The following is a 16,629-nucleotide window of genomic DNA, read 5'->3' on the forward strand; positions in this document are numbered from 1 at the left end:
TACTCATTACTCCTTTTTCTTATCCTTTGGACTTTTAAGTTTACAGCATAAAAAAAACTCTCCCAATTAGAGGAAGAGCGTATCCTTAGCACTTTTCCTCTTATCTCCCAACTAACGTTGAAGGATTTAGCACCGTGTACAATCATGTACCGGTTGCCGGGTTTCATCGGGCCAGTCCCTCCACCTTCTCTTTATAAGAGTTTTTATGAAGATACGAAATTATGGATTATTATCCCACTTGATACACATCCTGTCAATCTGATGACAAAATCTTTTGCCAATTTAAACTTTACAAAAATTATTGGAATAGATATGATTAGTAAATAATTCTATTCGTTACGTTCTGGGAGATGAGAAGATTGAGAACCTTTCAGCAATCAGAGATGCTAAAAAGATTACCTACACAATTCTTTGAAGGACTTGTAAAAAAAGTAAAAGAAAAGCAACAGCAAGGGCACGATATCATTAATTTAGGCCAAGGAAATCCAGATTTACCGACACCACCTTCAATCATTAAAGCACTACAGCAAGCGGCGGAAGATCCGTTTACACACCAATATTCGCCTTTCCAAGGTTATGAGCTTTTAAAAGAAGCAGTTTCCACCTTCTATAAACGGGAATACGGAGTAGAAGTCGATGCGAAAAAAGAAGTTGCCATCCTTTTTGGTTCCAAAGCTGGACTGGCAGAAATTAGCCCTTGCTTATTAAACCCAGGAGATATTGCACTTCTGCCAGACCCTGGTTATCCTGATTATATGTCTGGCATTGCTCTAGCAAATGCTGAATCTGTATTTATGCCTTTACTAGAAAAAAACAACTTCTTACCTGACTATACAGGTATTCCAGAAGATATAAAAGATCAAGCGAAATTAATGTTCTTAAACTATCCTAATAATCCGACGACAGCTACTGCATCACAGGAGTTCTTTGATGAAACGGTGGACGTGGCGAAAAAACATAACCTTTGTATCGTGCATGACTTCGCGTATGGGGCGCTCGGTTTTGATGGAAAAAAACCGCAAAGCTTTCTCCAATCAGAAGGGGCGAAAGATGTTGGGGTTGAAATGTATACGTTATCGAAGACCTATAATATGGCAGGATGGCGAGTAGCCTTTGCAGTTGGAAATCAATCCGTGATTCAAAGCATTAATCTGTTGCAAGACCATATGTTCATGAGCTTATTTGGAGGCATCCAATATGCTGCAATTGAGGCCTTAACTGGGGATCAACAGTCTGTACGTGAACTTGTGCAAACGTATCAAGAAAGAAGGGATCGGTTCATTAAAAAACTACAAGAGGTGGGCATCGAGGTAGAAGCGCCAAATGGAACCTTTTTCGTGTGGATACGCGTTCCAGCAGGCTATACTTCCGAAGAATACGCTAATTTACTTCTTGAACAAGCACACGTTGTTGCTGCGCCAGGAGTTGGTTTTGGAAATTATGGCGAAGGATACATACGCCTCGGTTTACTAGCAGATGCAGAACGATTAGAAGAGGCAGCCATTAGGATTGGTAAGCTGTAAGATGCCTTTTAGCTATTATTTTAAGTATTACCAGGAAGATAATCTAAACAAAACCATCGGATGTAACTATCACCCGATGGTTTTTGTATTGTAAACGTTTAATGCTATTATCTTGGAAGCTACTCCTGCACTTAGTATACCCTATTATTCTTACATCTCCTTTTATGGATCAGTAGTTAACCAATCCTCGGAAATAGTGTTTTACCGAAATAACCCTGTACATATCATAAAGGGTCATTGGTTCAACGTATATTTACGAAGCCCGGCAATTGACAGGTACGAATCGAGCTTTTGCCAGCGGTTGCGAGAGTGGTATCAATATCGGTTAACAGGTGGTTGAACAATTCCTCTACTCCGTCTTGGCCATTGTGGGCTAATCCGTATACATATGGACGTCCAATTAATACGGCATCAGCACCTAAAGAAATGACCTTCACAACATCAGGTCCACGGCGAATCCCACTATCAAATAAGACCGGAATCTTGCCATTTACAGCTTCTACGACTTTCGGGAGTGCATCTAGAGAAGCTACTGCACCATCCAATTGCCTTCCACCGTGATTCGAAACAATAACACCATCTACCATGTATTCTATAGCCCGTATTGAATCTTTCGGGTGGAGTACACCTTTTAAAATAATTGGTAGATTGGTATGTTTGCGCAAAAAGGCTAGATCATTCCACGTTAGTTTTGGGTGAAAGGTAATTTTCACTAACTCATCGATTGCAGCATCCCAGTTTTCCTCTGGTGATTCATTTAAACGACTGCGGAAAATTGGGTCTTGGAAGTAATTTGCCAAACCATATCCTTCTCGTACAGGGAAAAATTGATTCGTCAAATTAGCCTCCCGAAAACCTAATGCTGGGGTATCAATGGTGATTACAATTGCAGAGTAGCCCGCTTTCTCCGCTCGCTGCACGAAACTTACCGTTAGCTCTGAATCCTTACTCCAATATAGCTGAAACCATCTCGGTGTATCTCCAAGTGCATCCGCAATTTCTTCCAATGTATACGTGGAAACGGTACTAGCTACATAGGGGACTTGATATCCTTTAGCTGCTCTTGCTACCGCTAATTCGCCTTCTGGATGGGCCGCTCCTAAATGACCTACTGGAGCTAGTAGAAATGGCGTTTGAAAGGTTTGCCCAAGTACCGAAATGGATAAATCACATTTTGATACATCATGTAAAAACTCTGGAACAAGTTTATATTTTTTGAATGCCTCTTCATTTGCCCGTAACGTTTCCTCATTACCCGATCCACTTTGAATGTACGTAAACACTTCATGGGTGAGCTTCTTTTGGGCCTGCTTTTCTAAGTCCTTATAATGATAGGTTGGTGATAATTTGCTTTTTACAGCCTCATTTGACATAGAACCCCCCTAATCTTTTTTGAGTTTTGCCGCAACGACGTTCCCTAGTGATTGAAGCCCCTGAACTAAAATAATCAATACGGCCACGGTGGTATACATAACAGAAGGTTCATAGCGCAAATGTCCAAATCGGTAGGCTAAATCCCCAAGTCCACCTGCACCGACTAAACCAGCCATTGCTGTTGCACCAATTAAGCCAATTGTCGCAATAGTTAACCCTAATATAATCGAAGGTCTTGCTTCTCGAACCATCACATTCCAAATAATATCTTTGGTCTTAATGCCCATTGCCTCATAAGCTTCCACGACACCACGATCCACCTCTAGTAAAGACGTTTCCATTAAGCGGGCAATATATGGTGCCGTAAAGACAACGAGTGGAACAATAACTCCTTTTACCCCAATTGTGGTTCCGACCACAAATTTTGTAAACGGAAGCATAAAGAAAAGTAAAATAATAAATGGAATAGACCGAATTACATTTATAATAATGTTAAGAAACCTATTTAAAAAGTGATTTTCCAGACTCTTGCCTGGTCGCGTTAACACGAGTAAAATCCCCAATGGTAGCCCAATCAAAATAGATATCACTAAAGAGATGGAAACCATTTGAAAGGTTTCGATGAGGGCAACCCATAAATATGATCCCCACTCCTCAAGAAATGCGTTTACTTTGCTCATACGTCATCACCTCTTCTGTTTGAATACCTTTCTCTTGTAAGTAGTTAATGGCCTCTTTAATTTCATTATCTGCTCCCTTAAAATGGACAAGTAAACTACCAAACGGATCTTCTTTTAATTGCGTAATATTTCCTGATAAAATATTTGGGAAAATATCAAATCGTTTGGTAATAATAGCTAAAGCTGGTTCTTCGCTTGAATCTCCTGTAAATTTCAACGAATAAATTTTGCCTGTTTCTTTTAATGATTCAATCATTTCATCGGACAATTGATGGTTAAAAATACCATTCACAAATTTTTTCGTTGTCCCATGTTTTGGTGACGTAAAGACATCAATAGTTTTCCCTTTTTCTACCACCTCTCCATTTTCCATTACCGCAACACTATCACAAACCCGTTGAATAACATGCATTTCATGAGTAATCAACAGAATCGTAATGCCCAACTCTTTGTTGATTCTTAATAACAAATCAAGAATAGCGTCGGTTGTATCGGGGTCAAGTGCACTCGTTCCTTCATCACTTAATAAGACTTCTGGTTCATGGGAGAGCGCTCGTGCAATCGCCACTCTCTGCTTTTGTCCACCTGATAATTGTGCTGGATAAGTGTCCGCCTTATCACTTAACCCGACAATACTTAAAAAACGGTTTACCCGCTCTTTAATATCTTTCTTTGGCACCCCTGTAAGCTTTAACGGAATCGCAACATTATCATAAACAGTTGCTGTTTTTAATAGATTAAATCCTTGAAAGATCATTCCAATCTTCCGTCTTGCTTTTAACAATTCCCCAGCAGATAGGGAAGTTATATCTGTGCCATCAATACTTACCGTACCTGATGTCGGTTTCTCTAATAGATTCACATTTCGAATCAATGTACTTTTACCAGCACCACTATAACCAATCACCCCAAAAATTCCCCCCTTTTTCACCTCAAGGGAGACATCTTTCAAGGCCTCCACAGACCCGTTTTTTGTTTTAAATGTTTTTGAAAGGTGGTCAATCTTTATCATGTAAAATCTCCTTTCTTCTTACTTTTAAAAACTTGATATTCGCCTCTCGTGATACACCACCGTTTTTCCTTAGGTCTTAAAATCATCAATATTCTGTCATAACGTGTAAAAAGAAAAAGCCGCATTGAGCAGCTCCATACCTTATGTTACCAAGAGGCTACAACTGAACCAGCAAATTCCTCTTCAATAAATTGCTTCACTTTATCAGAATGGTAAGCATTAATTAACGTGTCAATGACCGGATCATCTTGGTTTTCACTACGTACAGCGATAAGATTAACCCATGGGGAATCTTTTGGTTCGATAACAATCGCATCCTCTGTTGGAACATAACCTGCTTCCATTGCGTAATTGGTATTTATCGCAGCGGCTGCAAGTTCACTAAGCTGTTTTGGAATTTGCGCTGCTTCCAATTCAACAAATTCTAAACCTAGTTTATTTTCCTCGATATCTTTTACAGAAGCATTCGCACCAACTTCTTCTGGTAAGGTAATCAATCCAGCTTGCTCAAACAACATTAAAGCACGTGCACCATTTGTAGGGTCGTTTGGTAATCCGACTTTGTCGCCTTCCTTTAATTCACTAATTTCGGAAATCTTTTCGGAATAAATCCCCATAGGAAAGTTAACCGTCTTAGCAACCTCAACAAGATCAAGGTCACGATCTTCTACCATTTGATCTAAAAATGGTTTATGTTGGTAGCTGTTTACGTCTAAGTCTCCTTCAGCTAAGGCAGTGTTTGGTGTAATATAGTCACTAATTACTTCAATTTGAATTTCTAAACCATCTTCTGCTGCCACTTCCTTTACAACTTCCATAATCTCTTCATGCGGACCAGCTGTTACCCCAACTTTCAATGTATCCTCGCTCAAAGTGCTTGTATCTTCACTTGCTCCACAACCTGAAATAATAACTACGAAAAGAACTGCTGAAAAAATGACAAATACTTTTTTCATTTTCTTACTCCCCTTTTGTTTTTTTAGTTATGTAATATACAAAAAGCCTCTCCTATAAATGGAGAGGCTTATACACAAATATATACTCGACCTCTCTCATCTTTCAAAACAAGTAACTGTTTTGCAGGAAGTAGCACCTTTTCTTACAATGGTAAGAACGGTTGCCGGGCGTCATCGGACCTGTCCCTCAGCCTCTCTTGATAAGAGATTTTCATTTTATTAAATTGTTAAACTAGTTATTTTTTTAGTATAATCTTCAGGATTTTAGCTACAGTTCCTAACTCCGTGACATAAGTTAATCCTCTATGTGGCATAGACAGCCACTTCAAGAAGCATTTATGCCAGTCTGGGTGAACTTGCGCTTTTCATCTTTATTTTTCAGAAAAAGATTAATGTAATTGTATAGGAGAGAAATTCAGGTGTCAACAGAAAATTAAAAATATTACGTTTCCGTTTTTCTAGAATCCAAGGAGATTTCACAATATGACACCAAGGTAATACTTCTTATACAGTTTATTAGCTTTAGTCAGGCAACCCCATTGAGATATTAATCAAATAATTAAGCTATTCCACTGTTTTACAATGAGAACGGGGGTGATAGCCTGTGATGGCATTAAGGCTGGCGCTTGGCATAGAAATCACGATCGTAGAGATTCGTTGTATAGCTCAGAAGTTTTACAACCCAATAAAAATTACAAATATTCGGTTGCCATGGTCAGAACTGAAATTGTCGAACTATCCATTGTCCCTCATATTGGGTGTGACCACAGGCACTCTAATCAAAATTATTTATGCTTTTTGTATTCATGTTTTTAAAATACACCCTTACCTTTTGCTTAATGATTTGTAAGGTATTATAAAATAAATAGGCTGTAATAAAGACTAATGGTGTAAATAGTAAATGAAAAATAAAATACTCTCTAATGTTAATATCTAAATAATCAAAGAATAGATTCGTAAGATTAATAAAGACTGTATGGGACACATATATTCCTACAGCATTTTTTCCTATCTTCGATAATACTGAATTCCTTCCAATATAATTGTTTTTCATAACAAATAAAAAAAGTACTATACTTAAAAAAATCGTAGAAACATAAAAATCTTCTCCTCTAATTTCATCAGGCCAGTAAACGATTGCTATACGTCTTTCTATCAATTGAGTTAATGAAAATATGAGGAATAGGATAATTAGCGTTAATGATTTTATATGGCTAAGCTTCTGTTTGATCCAATTATAATGATAGGCAAAACTACACCCTAACGTTGTGTATAACAAGCCAAAAAACAGACCATCTCTTGTAGGAACATTTACATCAAAAATTACTAAATTATATATTCCAGAGTAGGTTTGTCCAAAAAGTCCAATAATATTTAAACATAGACTAATACAGAGTAAGATGTTTAACTTATTTAATTTTGCGAACACATAAACAATTAATACACACCAAATGAGAGCAGGCAAATACCATAACTGATATGATGACGGCGCCCCATCACCGTATAGAATGAATCTAATAGTTTCTTCTATGCCAAAGTAGGAGGTTAAATAACTTAATACTTCCGTTTTTATATTCACACCATTCACGACTGCTTTCAATACTGTTATAGCAAGCCCGTATAATACGTAAAATAAATACCAATATAAAAACAACTTGACAAGTTTTTTTAGATACTTTCGAAAATATACTTTGTTATTGTTTGTTGTTAATAGTTTCTGGCCTAATAAGTACCCTGATACCATAAAGAAAAAAGGTACTCCAAACCTTGCAAAAGTGTCAATTAAAAAACTTATATGTGCTCCATTGATACCCAAAAACGTAGACCCATCGAATGGAGAAGTATGAATACAAACAATAAAAAACATTGCAAAGAATTTAAAATAATCAATTGCATAGTTTCTTTCCATAAAGTACCACTCCATTCGTCAATTTCATACAAATAATTATTTAATATCTAACTAAAACTAACAAAATATCATATTATATGTGCTAAAAAATAGAACTTTTAGTGGTTTTTGTCTTTGTCGTTTTTGTATTATAACAAGAATAGCTTGTGTGTACATTGGCCAATCATCTCATATTAAAGGGATAAATGCTCTCTAAACATGAGGATAGAATCAAACCCATGCTGAAGCCTTCCTCTTGCTTTCGAACTAGTTAAATTTTTGGGTATTTCATCCTTTATAGATTCGTATCATTTCTTTGAATGTTACTATTTTTATAGAAAACCGCCATGAAAAAAGGTTTACTTTTTGTAACAGGATTGTTAAGGTGCCTGTCACCACCCGAATTTTGTCGTTTATCAAATGTGTAGTTAAATATAAAGTGCATTGTGCATTCACGATTGCAGGGATTTATCCAATAAAGGAGTTTCTGCCTCTTTTATTAAATGGGTTCGGCTTCTAACTTTAAACTATTTCTCCCTTTTACAAGATGGTATAATTGATTTGAAATTGTCTATATAATAGGAGGAAACTATGAAAAAAGTTCTAACCATTTTCGTTAGTATAGTAATTTTAGCAGGGATTGTGTTTTTTGTGATGAATCGCATGGATACGAATCCAGCAAACCAGCCTTTAACGGCGGAGGAATATGATTATTCACCTACTATCGCGAGTAGTTTATTAGAAGAGCAGAATCAACTTGAAGAAGAAATTTTTCAGGAAAGTGAAGGAAGCACCTTTGCAGATCCATATGTGAAGGTTGATCCATATAATCGGTCACCTTTATCAGCCCTCGCCATTTTTAAGACAGAAGAACCAGCTCAGGTTTCTATAACTGTTGAAGGCAAAACGGAGGATGCTGATATTTCCAATACGTTTGAAGGCTACAAAACCAATCATGAAATACCGATTTTAGGACTCTATCCGGATGCCGAAAACACGGTTCAGCTTACTGTAACCACGGAATCAGGTGAAACTTCGGAACAAAAATTGAATTTAAAAACCGAGCCACTGCCTGACAACATCCCAACCATTTCAGTAAAAGAGGCCAAAAAAGAAAAGATGGATTTGGGTGAAACGACTTTAACCTTTGCGATTCCAAGTACGAAACATCCGTATGGTTTTGACACTAATGGGGATATCCGCTGGTATGGGGCCGGCTATAACAGCCATGTTTTGAAAGAATTAAAGAATGGAAATCTACTTTATTTGGGTAAAGATAGCAACGGTGGCAATGCTTATAACCGTTTGTTTGAAACCAATTTTATTGGAAAGCTGGTTAATGCCTTTAAAATCAGTGAAGAAGCTGCCCAAGCTGAGTCAGAAGGTATGGAATCAACGCTTATCCACCATGATGTCGCTGAGCTGCCGAGCGGGAATCTGCTTTTAACGGTTAATGATGGACAAGGCAGTTATATCGAAGACACCATGATTGAGATTGACAGGGAAACCGGTGAAGTGATGAATTTGATTGATTTGAAAGATATCGTTCCAGAAGAACTATACAGAGAATATGATTCAACTCCGAAAAAAGATGGATTAACAGACTGGTTCCATCAAAATTCTGTTGTGTATGATGAGAGCGATAATAGTATTATCATTTCCGGGCGTAACCAGGATACGGTGATGAAAATCGATTATGAGACGAATGAGATTAAATGGATTTTATCTGATTCTGAGGGTTGGACAGGTAAATATGAAGACTTACTCGTAGAAGGTATTGGCGAGGATTTCAAATACACAGGCGGGCAGCACGATGCGACAATCATGCCTGACTTTGATAACAATCCGGATACGATTGATTTGTTAATCTATGATAATAATACGGTTGTAACGCGTGGTAATGAGGATCTATCGAAGGACTTCAGTGCAGGAACGCAATACCGTATTAATGAGAAAGAAAAGACGGCCGAAATTGTCTGGTCATATGGTAAAGAACGCGGTGAGGAATTGTTTACGAACATTGTAGGCAGTGCGAAATATCTCGATGATACCGGCAACCGTCTGATTGGATTTGGACATGTTGATAAAGGGAATCGTAGTCATATTGTTGAAGTGACAGATGATCAAGAAGCAGAGGTCGTATTTGAAGCTGTAGTGTCAGAGTTTCCAACAGGTGCCTGGGTTTATCGCGGTGTGAGGTATGAGCTTTATTAGTGGTGCCTGTCACCACCCGAATTTTGTCGAACAGCGGAGTGTAGAGCTCCGCTGTTTTTTTGTTTTGGGACAGTCCCCACTTGCTTTAAAGCGGTAAAGCAAGTGGGGGCTGTTGTTTGCTGGGATGGTGATTGTGCCTCTTGGGGTGGAACGGGCCTAGTTTGGGCTGGCTGGATTGCGCTTGGAATTTTATACTTGATCCTATGAAATGATATTTAAACATATATTTAGGGAATTGAGCGGCGAATTGCTATATCAGACCCATTTCAAAAATTTTTAATCCAGATTTAAAATTAATTCAACCTATTTTAAGAATAATTAATCCTTCTATACATCTATTAAGCAGGAAGATAGATAATTGAGCTTTTATAAACGGAAACATTCGGGTGGTGACAGGCACCACCCGAATTTTGTCGCCACCCTACCTCCTATCACCCGTTTCCCCATCAAATGAACCGGTATTAAAAGAAAGAAGCGGAATTTCTCCCAGAAAACCAAGACATTTATCCAAAAATAAGATATGATTTAACTGAAATTTCTTTAAATCATATATCCAAACCGGACAGATGTCCTATTCTCTATTCATCTTGCACGTTAAAATAATAGAAAGAAGTTGATGGGATGGAAAATCTAATCAAGCTGATTGAAGAATATGACCATCTATACGAAATGGTGAAAGAATGTCCCTATCGATTCCTGAAGAAAATGTCGGTCTATCATTTTAAGCAGGAAGAAATGGTAATTCATCAGGGGGATGCCATTCATCGCTTTTACATCATTGTTGAGGGGACAGCTAAAATCTATGTGATGTCCGAAAATGGTAGAACCTATTCACAGGCGATCTATCAAAAAGGTGATTTTATTGGTGAAATCGAAATCTTTGATCAATATCTTTCTGTTTCAAATGTGAAAGCGCTAACTGACTTGACCCTGATTGGAATTGATGGAAACGACTTTCTTGAGTGGATGCGTATTGACAACCATATGAGTTATTACTTCAATCGGAGTCTTGCCAAATATTTATACAACCTGGCCATGAAGTCCGGTGTAGATAGCTTATACCCGCTAAAATATCGCTTATGTGACTATATATTAAAGGAAATGGTTCCCTATCAGCGCAATCAATATATCGTGAGGATAAGCAAAAATCAGATGAGTGAACATCTTGCCGTTACGCTAAGAAGTATTAACCGCGTCCTGAAAGAGTTAGCCGGAAAAAAGATTATCAAATTAAGGGATAACGGCATCATCGTTTCAAATATTCAACTTCTAAATGACGAAAAGGCCAAAAGTATGCTCGAATAGAAAGGGAGATAGGACATGCCCACTGAGATTCAGCCACATATTCAGTTAACGAAGAAAATCAAAGCAAAATATGCATTGCTTCCAGGTGATCCAAAAAGAGTAGATAAAGTAACACAGTACCTCAATGACGTTGAAGAACTCGCTTATAATCGCGAGTATAAAAGCATCATGGGCTACTATAAGAACATTCCTATTCTAGTTGTTTCCACAGGAATCGGAGGACCTTCAACTGGTATTGCGGTCGAGGAATTATCCAGCATTGGGGTAACCACACTCATACGTATTGGAAGTAGCGGTGCACTACAGGACGATATCCATTTAGGTGATTTACTTATAGCTACTGGAGCGATTCGTGACGAGGGTACATCTAATGCTTATATTGAATCTAGTTTTCCCGCTATCGCAACCCATAATCTAGTTTCTGCGATAAGTGATGTGTCTACTAGAAAAAACATCCCCTATCATACTGGTATCATACGCAGTCATGATAGTTTTTACACCGACCATGAGGAGCACATTGATGATTACTGGTCTGATAAAGGCGTACTAGGTTCAGATATGGAAACATCTACATTGTATGTTTTAGGCGCATTGCGAGGACTTCAAACCGCATCCATTTTAAATGTAGTCGTTCCGTCAAAGGGTAATCTTCAGTCAGGTATTAATGATCTTGTCGGAGGGGAAAGTCTTCCGGCACAGGGTGAACAAAATCAAATTCTGGTGGCATTAGAAGCGATTGCTTCTATTCACAATAAATCTTAAATTCTAAAGGAGGAACAGGAAATGAGTAAAACGAGTATCTGGACATTTAAACTCTCAACAGCCGCTATTGCACTAATCCCGGCAGCCATTGGGATTAACTACTTAGGAAAGCTGTTTGCAGGATTGTTAAAGTTACCCCTATGGCTCGACTCTATCGGTACCGTTCTGGCGAGTATGCTGGCTGGACCTATTATTGGCGCTTTATCCGGAATTATTAACAATATTATTTATGGGATAACCGTAGATCCTATATCTACAGTATACGCCGTAACGAGTGGTGCCATAGGTCTGGTAGTCGGGATTATGGCTTATAAAGGCTGGTTAAAGAATGTAAAGACAGCCATTGTGATTGGTTTGGTGGTAGGGATTGTGGCTGCGATTATCTCTACTCCTTTAAACATTACCTTCTGGGGTGGCCAGACTGGTAATATATGGGGAGATGCCTTTTACGCCTTCTTAGTGTCCCATAACTTCCCAGTATGGTTAGCCTCTTTTGGTGACAGTTTCGTTGTCGATGTTCCAGACAAAATCGCAACCGTCATTATCAGTTACTTCATATTTAGAGGTTTACCAAATAATTTTAATACCATTTTCCGTGGAAGTGACAAAATCGAAGAACTATAGAGGATGATATTCATGAGCACAATGACACTCTATGTAGAAAAAAATTCCATACTACACAATACGGCTCCATTAACGAAAGTGTTGTATGTGATGGTGAGTATTGCCATCACATACCTTATTCCTGAAATAGCGTTTGTTCTTTCTGTTGCGATTATTACGCTACTCCTGCTTATTTTAGGAAAAGTCTTTCGTAAAATTGTTCCCATATTAGGTCTGAGCATAATCTTAATTCTATCAATTATTATTGTTCAGGGGTTCTTCCACCCGCAAAATCAAACCATACTCTTTTCCATCGGTTTTGTAACATTTTATAAGGAAGGATTAAGTTACGCTGCATTACTAACATTACGTGTCATGAACATGATTATGTCATTTGGTATTTTAATTCTTACAACCAAACATGATGAATTAGTTGAAGCGATGATCAAAAAAGGATTGTCACCCAAGATAGGATACGTACTTTTATCCGTCCTCCAGCTTATTCCTCAAATGCGTACAACCATGGCAAAAATAACCGATGCTCAGCGTTCAAGGGGGATGGAAACAGAAGGCAGCCTACTCGTAAGAATGAAGGCTTTTTTTCCTTTAATCGGTCCGGTTGTATTAAATTCGATAAACATTACCCGCGAACGTGCTATAGCACTTGAAGTAAGAGGATTTAGTTCTAATCAAAAGAGGTCTTTTTTAAACATTTCAAAAGAATATCGTTATCAAACGGCTATCCAGGTTATCTTATGGCTGACCTTGGCTGCTGCAATCGTTTGGAGGATTCTAACATGGCTATCATAAAAGTCGAAAACGTAAAATATAAATACCCGGACACTGACAAGCTTGTGTTAAATGACATGACATTTGATGTTGAACAAGGAGAATTTATCGGATTAATAGGAAAAAATACAGCTGGGAAGTCAACACTCTGCTTTGCCCTGGCTGGACTTGTCCCTCATTTCTTTAAAGGAGCCTACGGTGGCAAGGTTCTGGTAAATGGACTTGAAGTACGGCAACATGAAATTGGTGAAATTTCCCCACATGTGGGATTAGTATTCGAAAATCCTTTTTCTCAAATGACAGGATCAAAATACACAGTATATGAAGAAATAGCTTTTGGCTTAGAAAATATGGGGATAGACAGAGAGATCATTGTTAATCGAATCGAAGAAAGCCTTGAATTACTCGACATTACCGAGATTAAAGACAAAAATCCCTTTGATTTATCCGGGGGACAAATGCAGAGGGTTGCGATTGCAAGTGTCATCGCCTTGAAACCAAGTATTCTCATTCTGGATGAACCCACATCACAATTGGACCCTCAAGGAACGGAAGAAGTTTTTAAAGTTATCGAAAACCTTACAAAAGAAGGGATAACGATCATTATGGCCGAGCATAAAATAGATAAAATGGCCGGCTATACAGATAGAATTCTACTCATACATGAAGGGAAACTGATAGATTTTGACACACCAGCTAAGCTGTTCTCCCGAGAAGATTTGCAGGATTATGGAATAATTGCCCCAGCTGTAACGAGAATTAGTCAATCCCTGGGTATTCAAAATAAAGAAAACGGGCTGTATCCAGTTACACTTAAGGAACTGTCCCGGGAAATGGGGGATAAAAGATGAATTCCATTGAGGTTACAAATCTATCCTTTTCCTATACACCCGAAATCGATGTGCTAAAGGGAATCCATTTGAAGTTAGATGGAGAAACAACCGCTATCGTTGGACAAAATGGTGCTGGAAAATCAACCTTTGTAAAATTACTAAAAGGTTTATTACGTCCTACAGAAGGCGAAATTTTGCTTAATGGAAAGAATACAAAGGATTATACGGTGGCAAGCTTAGCAAAAGAAATTGGTCTAGTGTTCCAGAATCCAAATGATCAAATTTTTAAGAATACCGTGATCGGTGAAGTCATGTTTGGCCCCTTGAACATTGGGCAGGATGAACAAAAGGCAAAAGAAAAGTCTATTGAAGCGCTTGAAAAGGTCCATTTGGAAAAATATCTCGAAACGAATCCTTATGATTTAAGTTTATCAGAGAGAAAATTGATTGCCATCGCGTCTATTCTTTCCATGGACCCGAATATAGTAATATTTGATGAACCCACAATGGGACAGGATTATGCCGGAAAAGAAACATTAAAGGAGATTATTTTTGAACTGCGCAATCAGGGAAAGCTTGTCTTATGCATTCTCCATGACATGGATTTTGCTGCCGAGGTTTTTGAGCGTACGATTGTGTTTAATCAGGGAAAGGTTCTGATAGAGGGACCGAGTCGGGACATTTTCGCACAAAAGGAAATCCTTGAGCAAGCCTATTTAGAGCAGCCCTATGTTGCACAAATCGCCGATGAACTCGGGTTGAAGGGGAGTTATGCAACAGATGAGGACTTGCTTAGGGCTTTGAAGGAGGAATGACTCAGGTGGTGCCTTTCGGATGGTGACAGGCACCACCCGAATTTTGTATGGGGACTGTCCCCACATCCTTTAAAGCACTAAAGTTCTCTTAATCCATCTAAGGTAAACTAATCTTGTGCTGATAAGAAGCTAACGTGGTTTGAATCCCCTTTTCAAGGTCATACTCCGGTTCCCACCCCAATTCTCTTTTCGCCTCCTGATAGTCAAAAAGGAGATGTTTTATCTCTTCGTGACGTTCGTGTTTATACATAGTGGTCAAATTCCTTCCACTCGCGTTCTGAATGACCTGTAATAATTGATGAGTAGAAGTGGATATTCCCGATGAGATGTTTAATGTGGTCTGACTCCCCTTTTTAATAGCAAGAAGATTGGCCCGAGCTACATCCTCAACAAAAACAAAATCCCGTGTCTGCTCCCCATCTCCATAAACAGGACAAGCCTGATTTTTTGCCAGCTTGTCCAGAAAAACATTGACTACACCAGGATTGGGCTTTACATGTTCTCTGGGTCCATACACATGGCTATAGCGCAAAATGGTATAATTTAGCTGATGGACATTAGCAAGGTGCTTTAAATATAGCTCATTTGTCAGTTTAGAAATCCCCTCTGTAGTGTGGGGATCAGTCATATGCTTACTGTCGATTGGCAAGTACCTGGGTTCACCATATATTTCACCTGATGATGCAAAAATCAGTTTTTTCACTCTATATTTTGCCGCAATCCTAATGACATTGATGGATCCTAGAAAATGGTCCTCTGTATACCCAATTCGATCCGGACGAACGGGATCTGCCTGATGAATAATGAAATCAGGCCGGGTTGCGAAAATGACCTGTTCAAAGCTCCGGCTGCTTATATCACAGTTAAAAAATGTCACTTGATTATACTGAACATTCATTAATTGCCCACTGGATAAATTATCGACTACCACCACCTGGTACCCTTCGTTCAAAAGCTTGTCCACTATATGCGATCCTATAAAACCACACCCACCCGTTACCATCACTTTTGTCATAATTATCACCTCGGTTATTGTTTTTCTGTTTCATCTGTCGACATATTTTCCATTCTTTGTAGGATTTTACCGAAAAATCCTATTTTTATAAAAATTTGAAATCCCTCGTATTCTTTATATAGAACGAATTGCCATTGCTTTCCTTCTATTATCTTTCATTCTCTTAAAATTTCGTATTTTAAAAGGAACTATTTATTCACTATAATGAAAAAACGACAAAAAAAGGGGGATATCTATGGTAGAACCTAGAGAGGAACTGGATCCTGAGTGGGTATCAATGATCTTAGAAGCTTTACAACTAGGAATTCTTATCATAGACATACAAACATTTTTACGAGAGAAAGCGAATAAATAAAATTCTCGGGAAGTAAACTGATTTCATAAGGAATGTAAACTCAGATTCCTTATAATCAGTCTCTTTTTTGTAGGCTGTTTTCCGCATCGTTTTTGTTGCTCTGCCTGCCGTGGGTGAAATACACTATGCTTTCAGCGGGTGAGCGGTGAGTCTCCTCGCTGCGCTGCAGGGTCCCACCTGTCTCACTTCTTGCGCCGAAGTCTCCATGCCATTCACCTACTGGTATAGCACGCTATCAACAAGTTCACTTTTATAAAACAACACTCTTTTAAAAAGCCTTTTAGTATGGAAACATTCCCTCTATTGAAAAAGACCTTGATTTATGTGCTGAACCCTAAAAGTTAGACCAAAATATTTAAGCAGCTAGTTGACTGGTATGCAGACGGTATTCCACCGGGCTCATGCCAGTCAATTTTGCTTTTATCCGTTCATTGTTATAGTAAAAAATATAATCAGTTACTGCTTGCTTAAGCTCTTCAAATGATTTATAAACTTTACCGTAATA

15 protein-coding genes and 2 riboswitches are annotated in these 16,629 nt (G+C 38.3%); of the genes, 8 read left to right on the forward strand and 7 right to left on the reverse strand.

Annotated elements, in window-relative coordinates:
- Positions 1 to 97: 97 nt before the first annotated feature.
- Positions 98 to 200: riboswitch (SAM riboswitch) on the reverse strand.
- Between the two features lie 159 nt (positions 201 to 359).
- Positions 360 to 1,523 carry a pyridoxal phosphate-dependent aminotransferase gene (locus tag BMX63_RS02385; RefSeq protein WP_093131570.1) on the forward strand — a complete coding sequence of 388 codons (1,164 nt, stop codon included), beginning with the start codon at positions 360 to 362 and terminating at the stop codon, positions 1,521 to 1,523.
- A 242-nt stretch (positions 1,524 to 1,765) separates the two neighbouring features.
- Here BMX63_RS02385 and BMX63_RS02390 read toward each other — a convergent pair whose 3' ends face one another.
- The 5 genes from BMX63_RS02390 to BMX63_RS02410 form a co-directional block, all read right to left on the reverse strand.
- The gene (locus BMX63_RS02390) at positions 1,766 to 2,896 is read right to left on the reverse strand and encodes an alpha-hydroxy-acid oxidizing protein (protein WP_093131572.1); all 1,131 of its coding nucleotides are present in this window, start codon (positions 2,894 to 2,896) and stop codon (positions 1,766 to 1,768) included.
- Between the two features lie 9 nt (positions 2,897 to 2,905).
- A complete protein-coding gene (locus BMX63_RS02395) occupies positions 2,906 to 3,577 on the reverse strand; it encodes a methionine ABC transporter permease (RefSeq protein WP_093131574.1) in 672 nt (223 codons plus the stop codon).
- Positions 3,552 to 4,589, reverse strand: a complete 1,038-nt coding sequence (locus BMX63_RS02400; RefSeq protein ID WP_093131576.1) for a methionine ABC transporter ATP-binding protein — start codon at positions 4,587 to 4,589, stop codon at positions 3,552 to 3,554. Before BMX63_RS02400 ends, BMX63_RS02395 begins: the two co-directional genes overlap by 26 nt.
- Before the next feature lie 146 nt (positions 4,590 to 4,735).
- On the reverse strand, positions 4,736 to 5,545 hold the full coding sequence (locus tag BMX63_RS02405; protein ID WP_093131578.1) for a MetQ/NlpA family ABC transporter substrate-binding protein: 810 nt from the start codon (positions 5,543 to 5,545) through the stop codon (positions 4,736 to 4,738).
- Between the two features lie 93 nt (positions 5,546 to 5,638).
- A riboswitch (SAM riboswitch) is annotated at positions 5,639 to 5,752 on the reverse strand.
- A gap of 568 nt (positions 5,753 to 6,320) precedes the next feature.
- On the reverse strand, positions 6,321 to 7,454 hold the full coding sequence (locus tag BMX63_RS02410) for an acyltransferase (RefSeq protein ID WP_177167141.1): 1,134 nt from the start codon (positions 7,452 to 7,454) through the stop codon (positions 6,321 to 6,323).
- 570 nt (positions 7,455 to 8,024) lie between these two features.
- Here BMX63_RS02410 and BMX63_RS02415 point away from each other — a divergent pair.
- The 7 genes from BMX63_RS02415 to BMX63_RS02445 all read left to right on the forward strand — a co-directional run bounded on the left by BMX63_RS02415 (position 8,025) and on the right by BMX63_RS02445 (position 14,754).
- Complete coding sequence (locus BMX63_RS02415) at positions 8,025 to 9,647, forward strand: aryl-sulfate sulfotransferase (protein WP_093131582.1); 1,623 nt, start codon at positions 8,025 to 8,027, stop codon at positions 9,645 to 9,647.
- 621 nt (positions 9,648 to 10,268) lie between these two features.
- The gene (locus BMX63_RS02420; protein WP_093131584.1) at positions 10,269 to 10,952 is read left to right on the forward strand and encodes a Crp/Fnr family transcriptional regulator; all 684 of its coding nucleotides are present in this window, start codon (positions 10,269 to 10,271) and stop codon (positions 10,950 to 10,952) included.
- 15 nt (positions 10,953 to 10,967) lie between these two features.
- A complete protein-coding gene (locus BMX63_RS02425; RefSeq protein ID WP_093131586.1) occupies positions 10,968 to 11,714 on the forward strand; it encodes a nucleoside phosphorylase in 747 nt (248 codons plus the stop codon).
- 21 nt (positions 11,715 to 11,735) lie between these two features.
- On the forward strand, positions 11,736 to 12,338 hold the full coding sequence (locus BMX63_RS02430) for an ECF transporter S component (RefSeq protein WP_093131588.1): 603 nt from the start codon (positions 11,736 to 11,738) through the stop codon (positions 12,336 to 12,338).
- Between the two features lie 12 nt (positions 12,339 to 12,350).
- Positions 12,351 to 13,127: an energy-coupling factor transporter transmembrane component T family protein gene (locus BMX63_RS02435; protein ID WP_093131591.1), complete on the forward strand. Its 777-nt coding sequence runs from the start codon at positions 12,351 to 12,353 to the stop codon at positions 13,125 to 13,127.
- Positions 13,115 to 13,957, forward strand: coding sequence for an energy-coupling factor ABC transporter ATP-binding protein (locus tag BMX63_RS02440; protein WP_093131593.1), 843 nt, complete (start codon positions 13,115 to 13,117; stop codon positions 13,955 to 13,957). The genes BMX63_RS02435 and BMX63_RS02440 overlap by 13 nt, the downstream gene beginning before the upstream one ends.
- Positions 13,954 to 14,754: an energy-coupling factor ABC transporter ATP-binding protein gene (locus tag BMX63_RS02445; RefSeq protein ID WP_093131595.1), complete on the forward strand. Its 801-nt coding sequence runs from the start codon at positions 13,954 to 13,956 to the stop codon at positions 14,752 to 14,754. Before BMX63_RS02440 ends, BMX63_RS02445 begins: the two co-directional genes overlap by 4 nt.
- A gap of 97 nt (positions 14,755 to 14,851) precedes the next feature.
- Here the strand turns inward: BMX63_RS02445 and BMX63_RS02450 are convergent, their stop codons facing one another.
- Entirely contained in the window at positions 14,852 to 15,769 is a 918-nt protein-coding gene (locus tag BMX63_RS02450) for an NAD-dependent epimerase/dehydratase family protein (protein WP_093131597.1), read from the reverse strand.
- A gap of 710 nt (positions 15,770 to 16,479) precedes the next feature.
- Positions 16,480 to 16,629: IS3 family transposase (locus BMX63_RS02455; protein ID WP_143060105.1), on the reverse strand; the 150-nt coding region annotated here is incomplete at its 5' end.

Origin of the sequence: Salinibacillus kushneri, from assembly GCF_900111405.1 — a bacterium.
Lineage (GTDB): Bacteria > Bacillota > Bacilli > Bacillales > Alkalibacillaceae > Salinibacillus > Salinibacillus kushneri.

What these genes read in the sequence shown, in the direction of transcription:
- BMX63_RS02390 (WP_093131572.1), bottom strand. Translation starts at nt 2,896, where the DNA reads ATGTCAAATGAGGCTGTAAAAAGCAAATTATCACCAACCTATCATTAT.
- BMX63_RS02395 (WP_093131574.1), bottom strand. Translation starts at nt 3,577, where the DNA reads ATGAGCAAAGTAAACGCATTTCTTGAGGAGTGGGGATCATATTTATGG.
- BMX63_RS02400 (WP_093131576.1), bottom strand. Translation starts at nt 4,589, where the DNA reads ATGATAAAGATTGACCACCTTTCAAAAACATTTAAAACAAAAAACGGG.
- BMX63_RS02405 (WP_093131578.1), bottom strand. Translation starts at nt 5,545, where the DNA reads ATGAAAAAAGTATTTGTCATTTTTTCAGCAGTTCTTTTCGTAGTTATT.
- BMX63_RS02410 (WP_177167141.1), bottom strand. Translation starts at nt 7,454, where the DNA reads ATGGAAAGAAACTATGCAATTGATTATTTTAAATTCTTTGCAATGTTT.
- BMX63_RS02415 (WP_093131582.1), top strand. Translation starts at nt 8,025, where the DNA reads ATGAAAAAAGTTCTAACCATTTTCGTTAGTATAGTAATTTTAGCAGGG.
- BMX63_RS02420 (WP_093131584.1), top strand. Translation starts at nt 10,269, where the DNA reads ATGGAAAATCTAATCAAGCTGATTGAAGAATATGACCATCTATACGAA.
- BMX63_RS02425 (WP_093131586.1), top strand. Translation starts at nt 10,968, where the DNA reads ATGCCCACTGAGATTCAGCCACATATTCAGTTAACGAAGAAAATCAAA.
- BMX63_RS02430 (WP_093131588.1), top strand. Translation starts at nt 11,736, where the DNA reads ATGAGTAAAACGAGTATCTGGACATTTAAACTCTCAACAGCCGCTATT.
- BMX63_RS02435 (WP_093131591.1), top strand. Translation starts at nt 12,351, where the DNA reads ATGAGCACAATGACACTCTATGTAGAAAAAAATTCCATACTACACAAT.
- BMX63_RS02440 (WP_093131593.1), top strand. Translation starts at nt 13,115, where the DNA reads ATGGCTATCATAAAAGTCGAAAACGTAAAATATAAATACCCGGACACT.
- BMX63_RS02445 (WP_093131595.1), top strand. Translation starts at nt 13,954, where the DNA reads ATGAATTCCATTGAGGTTACAAATCTATCCTTTTCCTATACACCCGAA.
- BMX63_RS02450 (WP_093131597.1), bottom strand. Translation starts at nt 15,769, where the DNA reads ATGACAAAAGTGATGGTAACGGGTGGGTGTGGTTTTATAGGATCGCAT.